Raw genomic sequence first — 18,540 nt, 5'->3', positions numbered from 1 at the left:
GGCGGACGGCCTTCGGCGGACAGCGGTACCTTCGTCGCAATTGATCTGCGACAGGGCGTCGGGCCAGGAGCGCAGGACGAGGACGGGGGAGGCCGCGCGCCATGGGCGAAATCGAAACGACAGTGCCTGTTCAGCGGGCAGTTGCAGGGGGTCCGCGCATTCCGGTCGTGCCCGGATTCGCGCGGCGGGCGGCTGCGGCGGGCAGGAGCGCGCCGCAGTCACCCAAGGATGCGGGCAAGGCGCTGCGGGAGAGGGTGCCTCGGGCCTCGCATTCCTCCCTGGTCCTCCCGGCAGGCCGGCCCGATGCCGTACGGGCGGTCGAGGAGTCGAGCCGGGGCAGGGTGCCCGCTCTCGCCCCGATCCGGGTGGGGCGGATGGCGGCCACACCGTTCGCCTTTCTGCGCGGCTCGGCCGGGCTGATGGCCCATGACCTGACGGGAACACCGGTCAGCGGGGTGGGCGCGCAGCTCTGCGGCGATGCGCACGCGGCGAATTTCGGGCTGTATGGCGATGCGCGGGGCAGCCTGGTCATCGATCTGAACGACTTCGACGAGACCGTCTTCGGCCCCTGGGAATGGGATCTCAAGCGGCTCGCAAGCTCGCTGGTGCTTGCCGGCCGGGAGGCCGGGGCGGACGAGGACACCTGCCGCCGGGGCGCGTACGACACGGTGGGCGCGTACCGGCGGACGATGCGGCTGCTGGCCAGACTGCCCGCGCTCGACGCCTGGAACGCCATCGCGGACGAGGAGTTGGTCTCACACACGGACGCGCGGGATCTGCTCGGCACCCTGGAGCGGGTCTCGGAAAAGGCCCGCAACAACACCAGCGCCCGTTTCGCGGCCAGGTCCACCGAGGACTCCGGGGACGGCGGACGCCGCTTCGTCGATGCGCCGCCGGTGCTGCGACGGGTGCCGGACGAGGAGGCCGCGGCGGTGGCGGCGGGTCTCGGCGACTACCTGGGCACGATCTCCGAGGACCGGGTGCCGCTCCTCGCCAGGTACGCGATCCACGATGTGGCGTTCCGGGTCGTAGGCACGGGGAGCGTGGGCACCCGGTCGTATGTGGTGCTCCTGCTCGATCACCGGGGTGAGCCCTTGGTCCTGCAGGTGAAGGAGGCACGGCCGTCCGTGCTGGCTCCGTATCTGCCGGCTGTCGGGTTCGATGTGCCGGAGGTGGCGCACGAGGGGCGCCGGGTGGTGCTCGGGCAGAAGCGGATGCAGGTCGTCAGCGACATCCTGCTGGGTTGGGCCACCGTCGGCGGGCGGCACTTCCAGGTGCGGCAGTTCAGGAACCGCAAGGGCAGTGTGGATCCGGCGGCACTTACGGTCGACCAGGTCGACGACTACGGCCGGATGACCGGTGCGCTGCTGGCGCGGGCCCATGCGCACAGCGCAGACCCACGGCTGATAGCGGGCTACTGCGGCAAGAACGAGGAACTGGACGAAGCGGTGGCGGCGTTCGCGGTGACGTACGCGGACCGTACCGAGGCGGACCACGCGGAGCTGGTGCGGGCCGTCGGAGCAGGGCGAATAGCCGCCGAAGCGGGCGTGTGAGGGACCTTGGGCCGACCGCGCGTCCTCAGGGCGTGGGTGGTGGCCATACGCTGGACGGGTGACCCACGAAGCCGCCGGGGTGCCGACCACCCGGAACGACGAAGACCGGCAGGACAACGACCGGCAGCACGAGCACCACGAGCAGGATGCGCACGATGCCCGGCCGGGCGGTGCTGGTGCCGACGCAGGCGCTGCCGCTGCGGCTGCTGCGGAGACGGGCGGGAGTGCGGAGGAGACCGGCAGGGCTGCCGACGGGACTGCCGACGAGAGCGGCGGGGCTGCTGTGGGGGCCCGGCCCGAGGCGCGGCTCGCCAAGGCTGTGCGGGCCGCGGAGCAGGCGTTGATCGAATTCGAGATCGCGGTGGAGACTTTCCGGGTCGAGGTCGAGAATTTCTCTCGGTTGCACCACCAGAAGCTCGGGCCGATGTACGCCCGCCTCGATGAGCTCGATGCCCAGATCGCGGAGGCCCGCGCTGCCCGGACCGGTGACCCCGAGGACCTCCGCAAGGCACAGGAGGCCCGGGCGATCGTGATGCCGATGCCGGGTGTCGACGAGCTGTTCCACGACTGGATCGACTCGGACGGGCTGTCTCCCGAGGCGGCGGCGATGCTGACCGAGCAGCCGGTCCGGCCGCCCAAGCGGGTCCGGCCGACCGAAGAGGCGCGCAAGCTCTACCGCGAGCTGGCGCGCAAGGCCCACCCGGACCTCGCACAGGACGAGACGGAGCGGGCACGCCGGGAGGAGTTCATCACCCGCGTCAACGCCGCCTATGGGCGCGGGGACGAGGCGCTTCTGATGGAGCTGGCGCAGGAGTGGGCGGCGGGGCCGGTGGTGCCGGAGACGGAACTGAGCGAGAGCGAGGAGCTCTACGCCCGGCTGAACTGGCTGACCCAGCGCAAGGAACTCCTCACGGTGCTCGCCCAGGAGCTTGAGGAGAGTGCCATCGGAGCCATGCTGAGGATGGCGCCTGATGATCCGGACCGGCTGCTCGACGAGATCGCCGATCAGCTGCTGGGCGAGGTCTCTCAGCGAGAGGCGGAGCTGGCAGGTCTGGTGCAGTAGCGTTCCTGATGACTTCGGAGCGTACGTACGAGAGAAGGCATGACCCATGAATTTCGCCCCGCTGCCCTCGGTGGACGTCGCGGCGGTTCCGTCGGACGGCTTCGTGCTGGACGTCCGGGAGGACGACGAATGGGCGGCCGGGCACGTCGAGGGAGCCCTGCACATCCCGATGAGCGACTTCGTGGCGCGGTTCGGCGAGCTGACCGGGGCCGCTGAGGACGGTCGGCGCGTGCATGTGATGTGCCGGGTCGGTGGCCGGTCCGCCCAGGTCACCCAGTACCTGGTGCGGCAGGGCATCGACGCCGTGAATATCGACGGCGGGATGCTCGCCTGGGACGGCGCCGGACGTCCGATGGTCACCGACAACGGCTCCGCTGCCTTCGTCCTCTGAGCCCGGGTCGCTGTCCGGCCGCCGGGGCTCCGGCACTCACGGCCGGTGTCGGCCGAGGTCACGGCAGAGGGTGTCGGTGGTCGAGGTCCTGGTCGGACTCAGCCGAGGAGGTGCGCGGCCAGTAGGTCGCCCAGCGCCTCCTCGTGCGCCGCTGCCGGGCCGAGGGAGAGTTCGATCTGCTTTGCCCAGGCGTGGAAGCGGTGCAGCGGGTAGTCGGTGTCCGCGCCGAAGCCACCGTGCAGATGCTGTGCCGTCTGCACGACCCGGCGGACACCGTCCGAGGCCCAGATCTTCGCCACGGCGATGTCGCCCTCGGCGGGAAGTGCGCCGTCGGCCCCGGTGGAGATCCGCCAGGCCGCCTGCCAGAGCGTTACTTCCATGGCTCGCAGGTCGATGTATCGGTCGGCGGCTTGTACGGCGACGGACTGGAAGGTCGCGACCGGGAAGCCGAACTGCTCGCGCTTGCCGGTGTATTCACTCGTCATGGCGAGCACGGCCTCCCCCAGACCGAGCGCCAGCGCGCAGGTCCCCGTGGTGAGCAGGGCACGCAGCCAGTCCCAGGCCCCGGCGGCGTCCATCAGCGCACGGTTGTCGATCCGCACCGAGTCCAGCCGGACCTCGGCGAACAGCTCGCCACTGGTGGAGACCTGTTCGGCCAGGGTGACGCCGTCGTGGGTGGCCTGGATCAGGGCGACAACGGCTCGGCCCTCGCCCGTGTGCGCGGGAACCGCGATCCAGTCCGCGGCCTGTGCCCAGGGCACCCCTGACTGCACGCCGTCGAGCACCCAGTCCGCAGCGTCATCGGCGGCATCCGCGGGGGCCGCACCAGGTGCCCCGCCGAGTGCCTCGCCAAATCCCTCGCCGGAGGGACCGTTCGTCGCGGCAACGACCCGGCGGGCGGTGACCGCGAGTTCGGCCGGATCGTGGCCGGAACGGCCGTTGGCTCCGACGGTGAGGACCAACTCGCCCCGGCCGACCCGGGGGAGCAACTCGGCCGCCAGCCCGCGGTCGCCGTAGCGCTGGAGCGCCATCGCGACCGCACACGTCTCCAGCAGCGGCACCCGTGCGAGCACCCTGGCGGACTCGCGCAGCACCAGACAGAGCGCGACGAGATCGAGTCCGGCCCCGCCGTGTCGCGGCGACAGTGTCAGGCCCAGCAGGTCGCCCGCCGCGAGCCCGGCCCACAGGGGCCGGTCGATGTCCTCGGCCACCGCGCCCGGTACGAGAGCGGGGCTGGGCACCCCGTCGGGCGCAACGCCCGAGAAGACCGCTCTCGCCGCCTCGGTGGCTGCTTGCTGTTCCTCGGTGAAGGTGAAGTCCACTGCCCTGGCCTCCCGCGAACCGCTGTGCCCGTGACCGGATCTGACGGTGCGTCAAGATAAAACAGGTTCTACGAGAAGGGAACAGGCGGGGGCATGGGCTGTGAGCGGGGGGAGGAGGAGCGGGGTGGGGGTGCGGTCAGCGGTCGAAGTCGAGCTCCACCTCCGGAGTGACCGGATGGGACTGGCACGCCAACACGTAGCCGGCGCCCGTCTCTTCGGGTTCCAATGCGAAGTTGCGGTCCATCCGCACCTCGCCCGAGACCAGGAACGCCCGGCAGGTCCCGCACACACCACCCTTGCAGGCGTACGGTGCGTCGGAGCGGCTGCGCAGCACGGTTTCCAGCAGTGATTCGCCGTCCTGCACCGGCCAGGTGCCGGCGCGGCCGTCCAGGGTCGCGGTGAGTCTGCTGTGAGCCGGTGTCTCTGCCCGGGTGCGGGCAGGTGCGTTCGGGCCGTCGTCCACATGGAAGATCTCCTGATGGACACGGGTCCGGTCCACACCCAGGCCGTGCAGTGCGCTTTCGGCTGCCCGGACCAGCCCGAACGGCCCGCACAGATACCAGCCGTCCACCTCTGCAACCGGAAGCAGCGAGGGCAGCAGCCCGGTGAGCCGGTCCCGGTCCAACCGGCCGGAGGGAAGACCTGCCTGCTGTTCCTCCCGGGAGAGGGCCGTCACCAGCTGGAACCGGTCGGGGTAGCGGTCCTTGAGGTCGGCGACCTCGTCCAGGAACATCGTCGAGACCGCGGTCCGGTCGCTGCGGATCAGACAGAAACTGGCGCCGGGCTCCCGTGCCAGCAGTGTCGCCGCGATCGACAGCACCGGTGTGATCCCGCTGCCTCCGACGATCGCCGCGAAACGTCCGGCGCGGGGTGTGAGCACGAAGCGGCCCATCGGAGGCATCGCCTCCACCAGGTCACCGACGGCGAGTTCCTTCAGTGCGTAGGTGGAGAACATGCCACCGTCGACAAGCCGAATTCCCACCCGCAGTACCGGATCGGCTGGTTCCTCGACGGCCGGGGAACAGATCGAGTACGAGCGGCGGATCTCCTCGTCGTCGACGGTGTAGCGCACATTGAGGTGCTGCCCCGGCTGGTGGCGGAAGGTCTCGCGCAGCTCGGGCGGCACGGCGAGGGTGACGGCCACCGAATCGTCCGTGAGCCGTTCGATCGCGCGGACCCGGAGCGGATGAAACATCTACAACTCCTTGAAATGGTCGAACGGTTCGCGGCACGTCACACACCGGCGCAGTGCCTTGCAGGCGGTGGAGGAGAACCGGCTCAACAGCTCCGTGTCGGTCGAGCCGCAGTGCGGGCAGCGCACCGAGAGCGTGAGCGACACCGGGCCGCCCGCGGGGTCCCCGACGCCGTGCGGGCGCGGGGGCGCGATGCCGAACTCGGCCAGCTTGCGCCGCCCTTCCGCGCTGATGTCGTCCGTGGACCAGGCCGGCGAGAGCACCGTGACCACGGAGACCTCCGGTATGCCGTGGTCGTGCAGCACCCGCTCGATGTCGGCGGACATGGCCTCGATCGCCGGGCAGCCGGTGTAGGTCGGGGTGAGACGCACGGTCACCTTGCCGGGTGCGAGCACGTCCACGCCCCGGAGCACGCCCAGCTCGTCCAGGGTCAGCACCGGCAGTTCCGGATCGGGTACGGAGCCTGCGATCCGGTGCAGCTCTTTCTCCAGGAGGGTCTCGGTCACCATGACGCCCCCGGGTGACTGCGATGCAGATGCTGCATCTCGGCGATCATCCGGCCGAAGGGTTCGGTGTGGATGCCCTGACGGCCCGCGCCCGCCGTCCACGCTCCGGACTGCGGACCGTCCGGCACGGTCAGCGTGGCCTGCCCCAGCACCGTGGTGACGGACTCCAGCCAGCCGTTGTGCAGCGACTGCCAGTCGATCTCCACACCCTCGACGGGCTGGAACAACTCGCCGGTGAACCGCCACAGCGCGTCCACCGCGCGCTGCATCCGCCCGTGGCTTTCGGCCGTGCCGTCGCCGAGCCGCCGCGTCCAGTGCTCCGCATGGTCCTGGTGGTACGCGACCTCCTTGACCGCCTTCGCCGCCAGCCCGGCGAACGGGCCGTCACCGGCCGACAGCTGCTCGTACAGCAGTCGCTGGTAGCCGGAGAAGTAGAGTTGGCGGGCGACGGTGTGGGCGAAGTCGCCGTTCGGCTGCTCGACCAGTTGGACGTTGCGAAAGGCGCGTTCCTCACGCAGATACGCCAGCTCGTCCTCGTCCCCCACGAGGGAGAGCAGCAATCGGGCCTGCCCCAGCAGGTCCAGGGCTATGTTGGCCAGGGCCACTTCCTCTTCCAGCACGGGGGCGTGACCGGCCCACTCCCCCAGCCGGTGCGAGAGCACCAGCGCGTCGTCGCCCAGGGCGAGAGCCGCGGTCACAGGTGCTTCACCCCTTCCGGGATCTCGTAGAACGTCGGGTGCCGGTAGGGCTTGTCACCGGCCGGTTCGAAGAAGGAGTCCTTCTCGTCCGGCGAGGAGGCCGTGACCTGTGCGGACGGGACCACCCAGATGGAGACGCCTTCGGAGCGGCGGGTGTACAGATCGCGTGCGTTGCGCAGGGCCATTTCCGCGTCCGGGGCGTGCAGGCTGCCCGCGTGGGTGTGGGACAGGCCGCGGCGCGAACGCACGAAAACCTCCCACAGCGGCCATTCGGTCGAGCTGTTCATGCCGTCGCCTCCCCGTTCCTCAGTGCTGTGTGCTTCTCGGCGTACGCGATCGCCGCGTCCCGGACCCAGGCCCCCTCCTCGTGCGCCCGGCGGCGCTGGTCGAGGCGCTGCTCGTTGCACGGGCCATTGCCCTTGAGGACTTCCTGGAACTCCTTCCAGTCGATCGCTCCGAAGTCGTGCCGTGCGCGCTCCTCGTTCCACCGGAGATCCGGGTCCGGCAGGGTGAGCCCCAGCGCTTCGGCCTGCGGGACGCAGATGTCCACGAAGCGCTGCCGCAGCTCGTCGTTGGAGTGCCGCTTGATCTTCCAGGTCATCGACTGCGCCGAGTGGGCCGATGCGTCGTCCGGCGGACCGAACATCATCAGGGACGGCCACCACCAGCGGTTCACCGCGTCCTGCGCCATTTCGTGCTGCGCCGGAGTGCCGCGACTGAGGGTGAGCAGCAGCTCGTACCCCTGACGCTGGTGGAAGGACTCCTCCTTGCAGATGCGGACCATCGCCCGGGCGTACGGGCCGTAGGAGCAACGGCAGAGCGGCACCTGATTGGTGATCGCGGCGCCGTCCACCAGCCAGCCGATCGCTCCGACGTCTGCCCAGGTCAGTGTGGGGTAATTGAAGATCGACGAATACCTCTGGCGGCCTGCGTGGAGCTTGTCGAGCAGTTCCTCACGGCTGGTGCCGAGCGTTTCCGTGGCGCTGTACAGATAGAGCCCGTGTCCGGCCTCGTCCTGGACCTTGGCCATGAGGATCGCCTTGCGGCGCAGCGAGGGCGCCCGCGAGATCCAGTTGGCCTCCGGCTGCATGCCGATGATTTCGGAATGGGCGTGCTGGGCCATTTGCCTGACCAGCGAGGCGCGGTAGGCATCCGGCATCCAGTCACGGGGCTCGATGCGCTCGTCCGCCGCGACCGCGGCGTCGAAGCCGGCCTCCAGGGCCTCGTCCGCCCCTTCGGGCCTGCCTGCTCCCGCCTGCGCCGCCTGGATCGCAGTCACTGCCGTCATCCCGGACTCCCTACCGACCGACCGATCGTTCGGTTCAATGTCTTCAATGGTGAGTCGGCGGCCCGTAGGGTGTCAACCCTGTGGATGACGGACCGGGGATCGACGGGGATCGGGGCGGGATGGATTCGTACGACGACAGGGGCGTCGAAAGCGGGAACAGGAACGCCGGGCCAGGGCCGGGGCGGGGCGAGAACATGGCGTCCGACACCGTTCAGGGGCCGGGGCCGGGGCCGGGGCCGGGTGCCCGCGGCGGCGGCATGGCCGCCCTGTCGCTTCCGTACCAGATCGCTGCTTCGATCGCGCTGTCCGTCATCGGGCTGGTCGCCTGCGTTCAGCTGGCCATGGTGTTCCTCCACGTCGCACCCGCCAACACGCTGACGAAGCAGCACGGCGAGGCGGTCGACGAATGGATCTACCCCGAGTTCGAACAGAACTGGAAGCTCTTCGCTCCGAATCCGCTTCAGCAGAACGTGGCCGTTCATGTGCGCGCCGAGATAGTCGGCGCCGACAGCCGCCGCACCACCCCCTGGATGAGCCTTTCCGGCGAGGACGGCCGCGCGATACGCGGCAATCTGCTCCCCAGCCACATCCATCAGAACGAGCTGCGCCGCGGCTGGGACTTCTACATCGGCTCCCATGACAACGAGAACCGGGCGAACGGCCTGCGCGGTGAGCTGTCCGAGCGCTACATCCGCCGAATAGCGATGGCGCGCCTGAGTGAACACGACTACGGCGGCACCGTCGAGCGCATCCAGATCCGTTCCGAGACACGATCGGTCGCGGCGCCCGGCTGGAGCGATGAGAAGATCAGTACGAAGCCGTCCTACCGAGTGCTGCCGTGGTGGACCGTAACCTCCGCCGACCTCCCCGAGAACGCCGAGGGGGCGGACAAGTGAGTACGTTCACCTTTGATCGCAAGCTCGCCCGCGGCATCCAGCGCATCACTTCCACGGCCCTCGGCCCGTACCAGAGTGCTGTCATCCGGATCGGATTCTCCGCCACCTATCTGCTGTTCCTGCTGCGTGAACTGCCGCATCGCCACGAGATGTACGGCCCCGACGGCCCGTGGGACTGGGACATGGCGAAGCAGCTCATATCGGGCAATCAAGCCTTCACCGCGCTCATGTGGTCGGACAGTGCGGTCTGGTTCGAGATCGTGTACGCGGTGGCACTGCTCTCCGCCGCGCTGCTGATGGTCGGCTGGCACACCCGCGCCACGTCGGTCCTGTTCATGGTCGGTGTGCTCTCCCTGCAGAACCGCAGCATCTTCATAGGTGACGGTGGCGACAACGTCATCCATCTGATGGCGATCTATCTCGTGCTGACGCGCTGTGCACAGGTCTGGTCGTTGGACGCCCGGCGTGCGGCCCGTGCGGCTCGTGCGGCGGAGGCGGACGGCGGCGCGGAGGCGGGTGAGGACGCGCAAGCGGCAGTGGACGCCGGTGGTCCTCGGCGCTCGGTGCGGGGGGACGTGGCCGGTCCCGTTCTCTGGGGACTGCTGGGTCTGGTCCTGGTCGTGGCCACCGTGACGGACGGCCTCGGCGGCACCTGGTGGTTGCCGGTTCTCTTCTGGGCCCTCTGGGCCGGCCAGGGCGTCTGGTGGGCCGTGAACCGTCGCGCGCCGCACAGCGAGGCCCGCACTCTGCTCGACGTCATCGCCAACCTTGCCCACAACGCGACCCTCGTCGTGATCACGGCCGAGGTCTGTGTGATCTATGCGACGGCGGGTTGGTACAAGATCCAGGGGTCGCGTTGGCAGGACGGCACGGCCCTGTACTACCCGCTCAAGCTCGAATACTTCACACCCTGGCCCGCGCTGTCGGACATCCTCGCTTCCAGCGGCGTGATGGTGATGCTGCTGACGTACGGCACGGTCATCGTGCAGGTCGCCTTCCCCTTCACCCTGTTCAACCGGCGGGTCAAGAACGTCCTGCTCGTCGTCATGATGTGCGAGCACGCCGGAATCGCCCTGCTGCTCGGGCTGCCCTTCTTCTCGATGGCGATGATCGCCGCCGACTCCGTCTTCCTGCCGACCGTCTTCCTCGTGTGGCTCGGCGGCCGGGTGACGCTCGGGCGGGAGCGGCTGTTCTCGCGCCGGGGCAAGGTGCCCGGCCCGCGGCAGGCCGTCGACGACGAGGAGGTCCCGCAGCACAGCGGCGACGGGGGTCATACGCTCGTCGGGTGAGTAGTGAGAGCGGCAGCATCATCGGTGTCATCGGCGGCCCTGGCGGCAACGGCGGGAAATCGTCGACCTGGGAGTCCGCGGGGTTGGAACCGTCCGGCCCATCCGTTCCGACGGCAGAACCTGGTCCGGCCGCGGAACCGATGCAGTACGACGACGGGTTCGGGACGGAGATCGGCGTCGGGCCGCACCCGCTGCCCTGGCCCGAGGACGAGCGGTACGACCCCGAACTGCTTGCCCAGGGCGACCGGCGCAATGTGGGCGACGCCTACCGTTACTGGACGCGGGAGGCGATTGTCGCCGATCTGGACCTACGGCGACATGACTTCCACGTGGCGGTCGAGAACTGGGGCCACGACTTCAATATCGGTTCCGTGGTGCGCACCGCGAACGCCTTCCTCGCCAAGGAGATCCACATCGTGGGGCGGCGGCGTTGGAACCGGCGCGGTGCGATGGTCACCGACCGGTACCAGCACGTGCGGCACCACCCCGACACGGAGTCGCTGACAGCGTGGGCGGCGGCGGAGGGGCTGCCGATCATCGGGATCGACAATCTGCCGGGGGCGGTGCCGCTGGAGCGGACCGAGCTGCCGCGGCGGTGTGTGCTGCTCTTCGGGCAGGAGGGGCCCGGACTGACCGACGAGGCCCGCAAGCACGTGGCCATGGTGTGCTCCATCGCTCAGTTCGGGTCGACGCGGTCGATCAACGCGGGGGCCGCGGCCGCGATCGCCATGCACGCGTGGGTGCAGAGGTATGCGGAGATCCCGGGGGATGGGCGGACACCGGGGGCCTGACGCGGGCGGCGCGGTGAGACACGGGTGCGGGCATCCGTACGGGTACGGATACGTGTACGGGCGGGACACCCGGTCGAGGGCTGTTCCCCCACCCGCCCCCTCACGTAACCGAGGGCCCCTCCGACCAGGCCCACTGCCCCCAGCCCCGTCCGCCGGTCCCCTCTCCTCGAACGCCGAAGAGACTGGACGGAAGCCCGCAAGCATTGGGGCAGGAGGGCGGGGAGCGGCGGTACGGACGAACCGAGGGGTCCGGGGAGGAGCCGGCCGTGCGGAAGCCCGAGTGGACGGGAGGGGCCGGGCCGGAGGCGCGGAACGCGGGTTACGCCTGGCGGCGGACTTCCACCATGCGGAAGCGGTTTGATACGAAGGCCCCGTCGCACAGGGCCGTGTTCGCAGCCGGATTGCCTCCCGAGCCGTGGAAGTCGGAGAACGCCGCAGTCTGGTTGACGTACACCCCGCCGGTCAGATTCAGCGAGAGCTGGGCCGACTCGTCCAGGCAGACGTCCTCCACCGCGCGCTCCACCTCCGGCGAGGTGGTGTACGCACCGACCGTCATCGCACCCCTGTCGCGAATCGTGCGGCGGAGCAGTTCCACGGCGTCGGCGGTCGAGTCCACCGCCACGGCGAAGGAGACCGGCCCGAAGCACTCCGACAGGAAGTGCGCCTCGTCGTCCGGCTTGGTGCCGTCCAGCTTGACGACGACAGGGGTGCGGACCACGGCGTCGGGGAATTCCGGGTTGGTCACCTCACGGGAGGACAGGGCGACATCCCCCAGCTCCGCGGCCGCGCCCAGACGGGCCTTCACATCGGGGTTGACCAGGGCGCCCAGCAGCGCGTTCGCCCGGGAGTCGTCTCCCAGCAGTCCGTTGACCGCGGCCGCGATGTCGTCGACGACCTCGTCGTACGTCTTGTCGCCGGCATCGGTGGTGATGCCGTCCCGGGGGATCAGCAGATTCTGTGGGGTCGTACACATCTGGCCGCTGTACAGAGAGAGGGAGAACGCCAGATTGGCGAGCATCCCCTGGTAGTTGTCGGTGGAGTCGAGGACGATCGTGTTGACCCCGGCCTTCTCCGTGTAGACCTGGGCCTGGCGGGCGTTGGCCTCCAGCCAGTCGCCGAAGGCGGTGGAACCGGTGTAGTCGATGATCTTGATCTCGGGGCGGACCGCCAGAACCTTCGCGATGCCCTCGCCCGGTCGTTCGGTGGCCAGAGCGACCAGGTTGGCGTCGAAGCCCGCTTCGGCGAGCACCTCTCGCGCCAGCTGCACCGTGAGCGCCAGCGGGAGCACGGCACGCGGATGCGGCTTGACCAGGACGGGATTGCCGGTGGCCAGGGAGGCGAAGAGCCCGGGATAGCCGTTCCACGTGGGGAACGTGTTGCAGCCGATCAGGAGCGAGATGCCACGGGGTGCCGCGATGAACGACTTGTGCAGTCGGAGCGGATCGCGCTTGCCCTGGGGCTTGGACCAGTCGGCACTCCGCGGGGTGCGGATCTGCTCCGCGTACGCGTACGCCACCGCTTCCAGGCCGCGGTCCTGGGCGTGCGGTCCGCCTGCCTGGAACGCCATCATGAAGGCCTGGCCGCTGGTGTGCATCACCGCGTGGCCGAACTCATGGGTCCGCGCGCTGATGCGCGCGAGGACCTCCAGGCAGACCAGGGCCCTGGTCTCGGGGCCCGCCGCGCGCCAGGCGGCCATGCCCGTGCGCATCGCGGGGAGCAGGACGTCCAGGTCGGCGTGCGGGTACTCGACGCCCAGCTCGGGCCCGTACGGAGAGATCTCCCCGCCTGTCCAGCCGTCGGTGCCCGGCTGGCCGAGGTCGAGCCGGGTGCGCAGCACGGCGTCGAAGGCGGCCTTGCCCTCCGCGGCGCTCAGGCTGCCGGGTGCGCCGCCCTCGCCGTACGCCTTCGGATGCTCGGGGTGCGGGGACCAGTAGGCGCGCGTACGGATCGCGTCGAGGGCCTGGTCGAGCGTGGGGCGGTGCTTCTCGGACAGCAGGTGCGGGGAGAGCTCGGCGGCCATGACGGACCAACTCCTCATCGAGCTGGGCAGGGACGGGCGGACAGAGTTAGAGTAACCGAACGATCGGTCGGGACAAGGGGGCCCGCCAAACCTGTGGACAACTCGTAGGGGAGGATCGCGGACATGACCACGGCCAAGCGGGACACGTACACCCCGGAGACTCTGCTCACCGTCGCCGTCCGTGTCTTCAATGAGCGCGGCTACGACGGCACGTCCATGGAACATCTTTCCAAGGCGGCGGGCATCTCCAAGTCGTCCATCTACCACCACGTCGCGGGCAAGGAGGAACTGCTCCGCCGCGCGGTGAGCCGGGCGCTGGACGGGCTCTTCGGGATTCTCGACGAGCCGGGGGCGACGCAGGGACGTGCGATCGAGCAGGTCGAGTACGTCATCCGTCGTACCATCGATGTGCTGATAGCCGAACTGCCCTACGTCACGCTGCTGCTGCGCGTACGGGGAAACACGAAGACCGAGCGCTGGGCCATGGAGCGCCGGCGCGAGTTCGACCACCGGGTGACCGATCTGCTCAGAGCGGCGGTCGCGGACGGCGATCTCCGCTCCGATGTGGACATACGGCTGGTGACACGGCTGCTCTTCGGCATGGTCAACTCGCTGGTGGAGTGGTACCGGCCGCAACCGGACGGTGGTGTCGACGGGGAGCGGCTGGCGGACACGCTCGTCCGGGTGGCCTTCGAGGGGATGCGGTCCAGCCGCTGATCCGTTGGCGCCGGGACAGGCCCGGACCACCGTCCTTCGGCGCGACCGCTGCCTCGCGTGCGCCCGGGTTCCTGTCCGCCGGCACGGCTCCTGAAGGGATTCCGTGCGTGAGCGGTGTGCACGCGTGAACGTGCTCCGCGGCGGAGCGAGTTCCGTTCCTGGTTCGGATTCCGGTTTCCGTCACGTGAGCTCGGTGGGCCGGTCCGGGCCCGGGGCGAGGTCCGTCTCCTCGAACACCAGAAGCGTGCGGGTGGAGAGCACCTCCGGGATGGACTGGATCCTGGTCAGGACCAGCTCGCGCAGTGACCGGTTGTCCGGGGTGTGCACCAGCAGCAGGACGTCGAAGTCGCCGCTGACGAGTGCGATGTGAGTGGCCCCCGGCAGCGCTTGGAGCTGCTCGCGGACAGTGCGCCAGGAATTCTGGACGATCTTGAGCGTGATGTACGCGGAGGCGCCCTGCCCCGCCCGTTCATGGTTCACTCGCGCGCTGAAACCGCGGATCACGCCGTCCTCGATGAGTCGGTTGATCCGGGCGTACGCGTTGGCCCGGGACACGTGGACGCGATCGGCCACCGAGCGTATCGAGGCGCGGCCGTCCGTCTGGAGCAGTCGCAGGATGGCGCGGTCGATGGCGTCGAGCGGGCGCGCGGGCGGAACCTGGCCGGGGCCCTCGCCTCCGTCGGCCATTTGTTCAGCTGACATGTGCCCGCGCCTCCCTGTCCTGGACGACCTGCCCCTATCCCAGGCTGTGGAGAACCGTTTGTCCACAGGCTGAAGCCGCCTGTAGCCAAAATGCGCTCGCGACCGAACAATCGGTAGGTGAGGCACACCACATCCGTGTCTCGGACAGCGCTCGCCATTTCGATGCATTTCGACACCCTCGACATCGGACGACCCTTGATGTCGCCAGACGCCGCTCGAAACCCTCGATGCCAGGAGGTGCTTGTCATGACGGTCCAAGAGCTGCCCGGCGCGGCTGCTTACCGGCCCACGCCGCCCCCGGCCTGGAAGCCGCTCACGGATCCCGCGCCGCTGCTCCCGGACCCCGAGCCGTACCGTGTGCTCGGTACGGACGCCGCGGCCGATGCCGACCCAGAGCTGCTGCTGCGGCTCTACGCGGAGCTGGTTTGCGGCCGGCGGTACAACGCGCAGGCGACCGCTCTCACCAAGCAGGGCCGACTCGCCGTCTACCCGTCGAGCACCGGGCAGGAGGCATGCGAGATAGCGGCCGCCCTGGTGCTGGAGGAGCGGGACTGGCTCTTTCCCAGCTATCGCGACACGCTGGCGGCCGTGGCGCGCGGTCTGGACCCGGTCGAGGCACTGACCCTGCTGCGCGGTGACCGACACACCGGCTATGACCCGCGCGAACACCGCATCGCACCACTGTGCACGCCCCTCGCCACCCAGTTGCCACACGCCGTGGGCCTGGCGCACGCGGCGCGTCTGAAGGGCGACGACGTGGTGGCGCTGGCCATGGTCGGTGACGGCGGGACCAGTGAGGGCGATTTCCACGAGGCGCTGAATTTCGCGGCCGTCTGGCGGGCCCCGGTCGTCTTTCTCGTACAGAACAACGGCTTCGCGATCTCCGTACCGCTGGCGAAGCAGACCGCCGCGCCGTCCCTCGCGCACAAAGCTGTGGGATACGGGATGCCGGGCCGACTGGTGGACGGCAATGACGCGGCCGCCGTGCACCAGGTCCTCGATGAGGCGGTCGCGCGGGCCCGGAGCGGTGGCGGTCCGACGCTCGTCGAGGCGGTGACGTACCGCATGGACGCCCATACGAACGCCGACGACGCCACTCGTTACCGCGTCGAGAGCGAAGTGGAGACATGGCGTGCGCACGATCCGATCCAGCTCCTGGAGCGGGAGCTGACCGGGCGGGGGCTGCTCGGAGACGACGGGATCGAGGAGGCGCGCGCGGCGGCGGAGCGGATGGCGGCGGCTCTGCGCGAGCGGATGAACGCCGATCCGGTGCTCGACCCGATGGATCTCTTCGCCCATGTCTACGCGGAACAGACCACGCAACTCCGGGAACAGGCGGCGCGGTTGCGTGTGGAGCTGGCGGCCGAGCAGGACCAGCACGGCCACAACGACGTGGAGGAAGGGCGATGACCACCGCAGCGGCGCCGGCCGGAGAGCGTACGGCGAAGGCCAAACCCGCCACCATGGCGCAGGCGCTCGGGCGAGCGCTGCGCGACTCGATGGCCGAGGATCCGACGGTGCACGTTCTCGGCGAGGACGTCGGCACTCTCGGTGGCGTCTTCCGGATCACCGACGGCCTGGCGAAGGAATTCGGCGAGGACCGTTGCACGGACACCCCGCTGGCGGAGGCGGGCATTCTCGGCACGGCTGTCGGCATGGCGATGTACGGGCTGCGGCCCGTGGTGGAGATGCAGTTCGACGCCTTCGCCTATCCGGCGTTCGAGCAGCTCATGAGCCATGTGGCCAAGATGCGGAACCGGACGGCCGGTGCCATGCCGTTGCCGATCACGGTGCGGGTGCCGTACGGCGGCGGGATCGGCGGGGTCGAGCACCACAGCGACTCCTCGGAGGCGTACTACATGGCGACGCCCGGCCTCCAGGTCGTCACGCCCGCCACCGTCGAGGACGCGTACGGGCTGCTGAGGGCGTCGATCGCCTCCGACGACCCGGTGGTCTTCCTGGAGCCGAAACGGCTCTACTGGTCGAAGGCCGACTGGTCGCCCGAGGCGCCGGTGGCGGTGGAACCGATCGGACGCGCCGTCGTCCGTCGAACCGGGCGCAGCGCGACGCTGATCACGTACGGGCCGTCGCTGCCGGTCTGTATGGAGGCCGCGGAAGCGGCCGTCGAAGAGGGCTGGGATCTCGAAGTCGTCGATCTGCGCTCACTGGTGCCGTTCGACGACGAGACCGTCGCCGCTTCCGTGCGGCGTACGGGGCGAGCGGTGGTCGTCCATGAGTCCTCCGGTTTCGGCGGTCCGGGCGGCGAGATCGCGGCCCGGGTCACCGAGCGTTGCTTCCACCATCTGGAGGCGCCGGTGCTACGGGTCACCGGGTTCGACATTCCGTATCCGCCGCCGATGCAGGAGCGGCACCATCTGCCGGGCGTGGATCGGGTGCTCGACGCGGTTGCCCGCTTGCAGTGGGAGGCGGAGAGCTGATGCCTCAGGTACTCGAATTCAAGCTGCCTGACCTCGGCGAGGGGCTGACCGAGGCGGAGATCGTGCGCTGGCTGGTGGAGGTCGGCGATGTCGTCGCCATCGACCAGCCGGTCGTCGAGGTGGAGACGGCCAAGGCGATGGTGGAGGTGCCGTGCCCGTACGGGGGCGTGGTGACCGCGCGGTTCGGCGAGGAGGGCGTGGAGCTTCCGGTCGGGGCGCCGCTGCTGACAGTGGCGGTGGGGTCTGAGGAGGCCTTGGGGTCCGGGGGATCGGCGGGCGTCGGCACGGGGACAGGTGCCGGCCAGGGTGCGAGCGCCGGCTCGGGTTCGGGCCCACGCTCCACGGCGGGTTCCGGTTCCATGGCCGGTTCGGGGGGCTCACGCTCCACGGCCGGATCCGGCGCCGGTTCCGGATACGGTTCCGACTCGGGCTCCGGAGCAGGCGCCCGGGACGGCGAGGCGGAGTCGTCCGGGAACGTGCTGGTCGGGTACGGGACGGGCGCGCCGTTGGCGCGCCGTCGGCGGGTTCGTCCCGAGGCGATGAGGGCGCCTGCTGCCCCACATGCGACGGTTGCGGCCGCGGGTTCCGCATCCGTGCCGGACCCGGTGCGGGGACCGGTGGCCGTCGTCTCCCCGTTGGTACGGAAGCTGGCGCGGCAGCACGACCTCGACCTGCGGCAACTGGCGGGGTCCGGGCCCGACGGGCTGATCCTGCGGGCCGATGTCGAATCCGCGATCAGAGTAAAGGCCGAGCAGAATGCGGCCCCTCTGTCGACCACGGTGCCGGTCTCAGTCCCGGTGCCGGAGTCGATGTCGGAGTCGGTTTCGGAACCCTCGTTGCGGTCCCCGGGGCGGCCCCCGGTGGCGCGGGGAGCGGCGAGCCCGGCCGTGGAGCGGATTCCGTTGCGTGGTGTACGCGGCGCGGTAGCCGACAAGTTGGCGCGCAGCCGGCGGGAGATCCCCGATGCCACGTGCTGGGTCGACGCCGACGCCACCGAGCTGATGGCTGCCAGATCGGCGATGAACAGGGCCGGTGGTCCGGCCGCCGGACCCAAGGTGTCGGTGCTCGCCCTGCTGGCGCGTATCTGTGTCGCCGCGCTGGCCCGCTTCCCCGAGCTCAACTCCACGGTGGACGCGGAGGCGCGGGAGATCGTGCGGCTGCCCGAGGTCCATCTCGGGTTCGCGGCCCAGACCGAGAGGGGCCTGGTCGTCCCCGTCGTCCGGGATGCGCACACCGGGAACGTCGACTCGATCGGGGCCGAGATCACCCGGCTCACCGAGGCGGCCCGGAGCGGCAGGCTGACCCCTGCGGAGCTGACCGGCGGCACGTTCACGCTGAACAACTACGGGGTGTTCGGGGTCGACGGTTCGACTCCGATCATCAACCACCCGGAGGCGGCCATGCTGGGCGTCGGCCGGATCGTGCCCAAGCCGTGGGTGCACGAGGGCGAGCTGGCCGTACGCCAGGTCGTCCAGCTCTCGCTGACCTTCGACCATCGGGTCTGCGACGGCGGGACTGCGGGCGGCTTCCTGCGCTACGTGGCCGACTGCGTGGAGCAACCGGCGGTGCTGCTGCGCACGTTGTAGGCGAGATCGGCCGCGGGCTCTCGTTCTCTCCCCTCGTCGATCCGCCGGATTACGGAGGGGGAGGATCGACGGGGGACCGCGGCCCGC

Annotated in this window: 18 protein-coding genes; 10 read left to right on the top strand and 8 right to left on the bottom strand. The window is 69.9% G+C overall.

The genetic code is table 11. The annotated features are described in order from the left end of the window. The first annotated feature begins 101 nt into the window (after window positions 1-101). The 3 genes from ABZ826_RS15730 to ABZ826_RS15720 are packed head-to-tail and all read left to right on the top strand — an operon-like array spanning window position 102 to window position 3,007. A complete protein-coding gene (locus ABZ826_RS15730) occupies window positions 102-1,553 on the top strand; it encodes a DUF2252 domain-containing protein (RefSeq protein ID WP_361447419.1) in 1,452 nt (483 codons plus the stop codon). 58 nt (window positions 1,554-1,611) lie between these two features. After that, window positions 1,612-2,616: a J domain-containing protein gene (locus ABZ826_RS15725; protein ID WP_361447417.1), complete on the top strand. Its 1,005-nt coding sequence runs from the start codon at window positions 1,612-1,614 to the stop codon at window positions 2,614-2,616. Between the two features lie 46 nt (window positions 2,617-2,662). Continuing rightward, a complete protein-coding gene (locus ABZ826_RS15720) occupies window positions 2,663-3,007 on the top strand; it encodes a rhodanese-like domain-containing protein (RefSeq protein ID WP_361447415.1) in 345 nt (114 codons plus the stop codon). A 98-nt stretch (window positions 3,008-3,105) separates the two neighbouring features. Here the strand turns inward: ABZ826_RS15720 and ABZ826_RS15715 are convergent, their stop codons facing one another. The 6 genes from ABZ826_RS15715 to paaA form a co-directional block, all read right to left on the bottom strand. Next, the gene (locus tag ABZ826_RS15715; protein WP_361447413.1) at window positions 3,106-4,329 is read right to left on the bottom strand and encodes an acyl-CoA dehydrogenase family protein; all 1,224 of its coding nucleotides are present in this window, start codon (window positions 4,327-4,329) and stop codon (window positions 3,106-3,108) included. Between the two features lie 136 nt (window positions 4,330-4,465). Further along, window positions 4,466-5,524 (bottom strand): 2Fe-2S iron-sulfur cluster-binding protein, encoded by a 1,059-nt coding sequence (locus tag ABZ826_RS15710; protein ID WP_361447411.1) that lies wholly within the window; start codon window positions 5,522-5,524, stop codon window positions 4,466-4,468. Continuing rightward, entirely contained in the window at window positions 5,525-6,031 is a 507-nt protein-coding gene (gene paaD / locus ABZ826_RS15705) for a 1,2-phenylacetyl-CoA epoxidase subunit PaaD (RefSeq protein ID WP_361447409.1), read from the bottom strand. It lies immediately after the preceding gene. Next, on the bottom strand, window positions 6,025-6,726 hold the full coding sequence (paaC, locus tag ABZ826_RS15700) for a 1,2-phenylacetyl-CoA epoxidase subunit PaaC (protein WP_361447407.1): 702 nt from the start codon (window positions 6,724-6,726) through the stop codon (window positions 6,025-6,027). The genes paaD and paaC overlap by 7 nt, the downstream gene beginning before the upstream one ends. Continuing rightward, window positions 6,723-7,013: a 1,2-phenylacetyl-CoA epoxidase subunit PaaB gene (paaB, locus tag ABZ826_RS15695; protein WP_327368469.1), complete on the bottom strand. Its 291-nt coding sequence runs from the start codon at window positions 7,011-7,013 to the stop codon at window positions 6,723-6,725. The genes paaC and paaB overlap by 4 nt, the downstream gene beginning before the upstream one ends. Further along, a complete protein-coding gene (gene paaA / locus ABZ826_RS15690) occupies window positions 7,010-8,014 on the bottom strand; it encodes a 1,2-phenylacetyl-CoA epoxidase subunit PaaA (protein ID WP_361447404.1) in 1,005 nt (334 codons plus the stop codon). Before paaA ends, paaB begins: the two co-directional genes overlap by 4 nt. A 119-nt stretch (window positions 8,015-8,133) precedes the next feature. On the opposite strand from paaA, the gene ABZ826_RS15685 reads away from it, so the two are divergent. From ABZ826_RS15685 to ABZ826_RS15675, 3 genes are all read left to right on the top strand, one after another. Continuing rightward, on the top strand, window positions 8,134-8,910 hold the full coding sequence (locus ABZ826_RS15685) for a DUF5819 family protein (protein ID WP_361447402.1): 777 nt from the start codon (window positions 8,134-8,136) through the stop codon (window positions 8,908-8,910). Then, window positions 8,907-10,199 carry an HTTM domain-containing protein gene (locus tag ABZ826_RS15680; protein WP_361447400.1) on the top strand — a complete coding sequence of 431 codons (1,293 nt, stop codon included), beginning with the start codon at window positions 8,907-8,909 and terminating at the stop codon, window positions 10,197-10,199. Before ABZ826_RS15685 ends, ABZ826_RS15680 begins: the two co-directional genes overlap by 4 nt. A 140-nt stretch (window positions 10,200-10,339) precedes the next feature. Continuing rightward, window positions 10,340-10,990, top strand: coding sequence for a TrmH family RNA methyltransferase (locus ABZ826_RS15675; protein ID WP_361447492.1), 651 nt, complete (start codon window positions 10,340-10,342; stop codon window positions 10,988-10,990). Between the two features lie 319 nt (window positions 10,991-11,309). On the opposite strand, the gene paaN is transcribed toward ABZ826_RS15675, so the two are convergent. Continuing rightward, complete coding sequence (gene paaN / locus ABZ826_RS15670; RefSeq protein WP_361447398.1) at window positions 11,310-13,010, bottom strand: phenylacetic acid degradation protein PaaN; 1,701 nt, start codon at window positions 13,008-13,010, stop codon at window positions 11,310-11,312. Between the two features lie 123 nt (window positions 13,011-13,133). Here paaN and ABZ826_RS15665 point away from each other — a divergent pair, with 123 nt between their 5' ends. After that, window positions 13,134-13,727, top strand: a complete 594-nt coding sequence (locus ABZ826_RS15665) for a TetR/AcrR family transcriptional regulator (RefSeq protein ID WP_361447396.1) — start codon at window positions 13,134-13,136, stop codon at window positions 13,725-13,727. Between the two features lie 180 nt (window positions 13,728-13,907). Here ABZ826_RS15665 and ABZ826_RS15660 read toward each other — a convergent pair whose 3' ends face one another. Next, window positions 13,908-14,414, bottom strand: coding sequence for an Lrp/AsnC family transcriptional regulator (locus tag ABZ826_RS15660; RefSeq protein ID WP_361447490.1), 507 nt, complete (start codon window positions 14,412-14,414; stop codon window positions 13,908-13,910). 261 nt (window positions 14,415-14,675) lie between these two features. On the opposite strand from ABZ826_RS15660, the gene pdhA reads away from it, so the two are divergent. Genes pdhA through ABZ826_RS15645 form a run of 3 tightly spaced genes read left to right on the top strand, consistent with a single transcriptional unit; the run spans window position 14,676 to window position 18,453 of the window. After that, window positions 14,676-15,839 carry a pyruvate dehydrogenase (acetyl-transferring) E1 component subunit alpha gene (pdhA, locus tag ABZ826_RS15655; RefSeq protein ID WP_361447394.1) on the top strand — a complete coding sequence of 388 codons (1,164 nt, stop codon included), beginning with the start codon at window positions 14,676-14,678 and terminating at the stop codon, window positions 15,837-15,839. Continuing rightward, complete coding sequence (locus ABZ826_RS15650) at window positions 15,836-16,867, top strand: alpha-ketoacid dehydrogenase subunit beta (protein ID WP_361447392.1); 1,032 nt, start codon at window positions 15,836-15,838, stop codon at window positions 16,865-16,867. Before pdhA ends, ABZ826_RS15650 begins: the two co-directional genes overlap by 4 nt. After that, complete coding sequence (locus ABZ826_RS15645; protein WP_361447390.1) at window positions 16,867-18,453, top strand: dihydrolipoamide acetyltransferase family protein; 1,587 nt, start codon at window positions 16,867-16,869, stop codon at window positions 18,451-18,453. Before ABZ826_RS15650 ends, ABZ826_RS15645 begins: the two co-directional genes overlap by 1 nt. Window positions 18,454-18,540 lie beyond the last annotated feature (87 nt).

This window comes from Streptomyces sp. NPDC047515 (assembly GCF_040643055.1).
Classification (GTDB): domain Bacteria; phylum Actinomycetota; class Actinomycetes; order Streptomycetales; family Streptomycetaceae; genus Streptomyces.
This window is presented reverse-complemented; position numbering and strand designations above follow the sequence as displayed.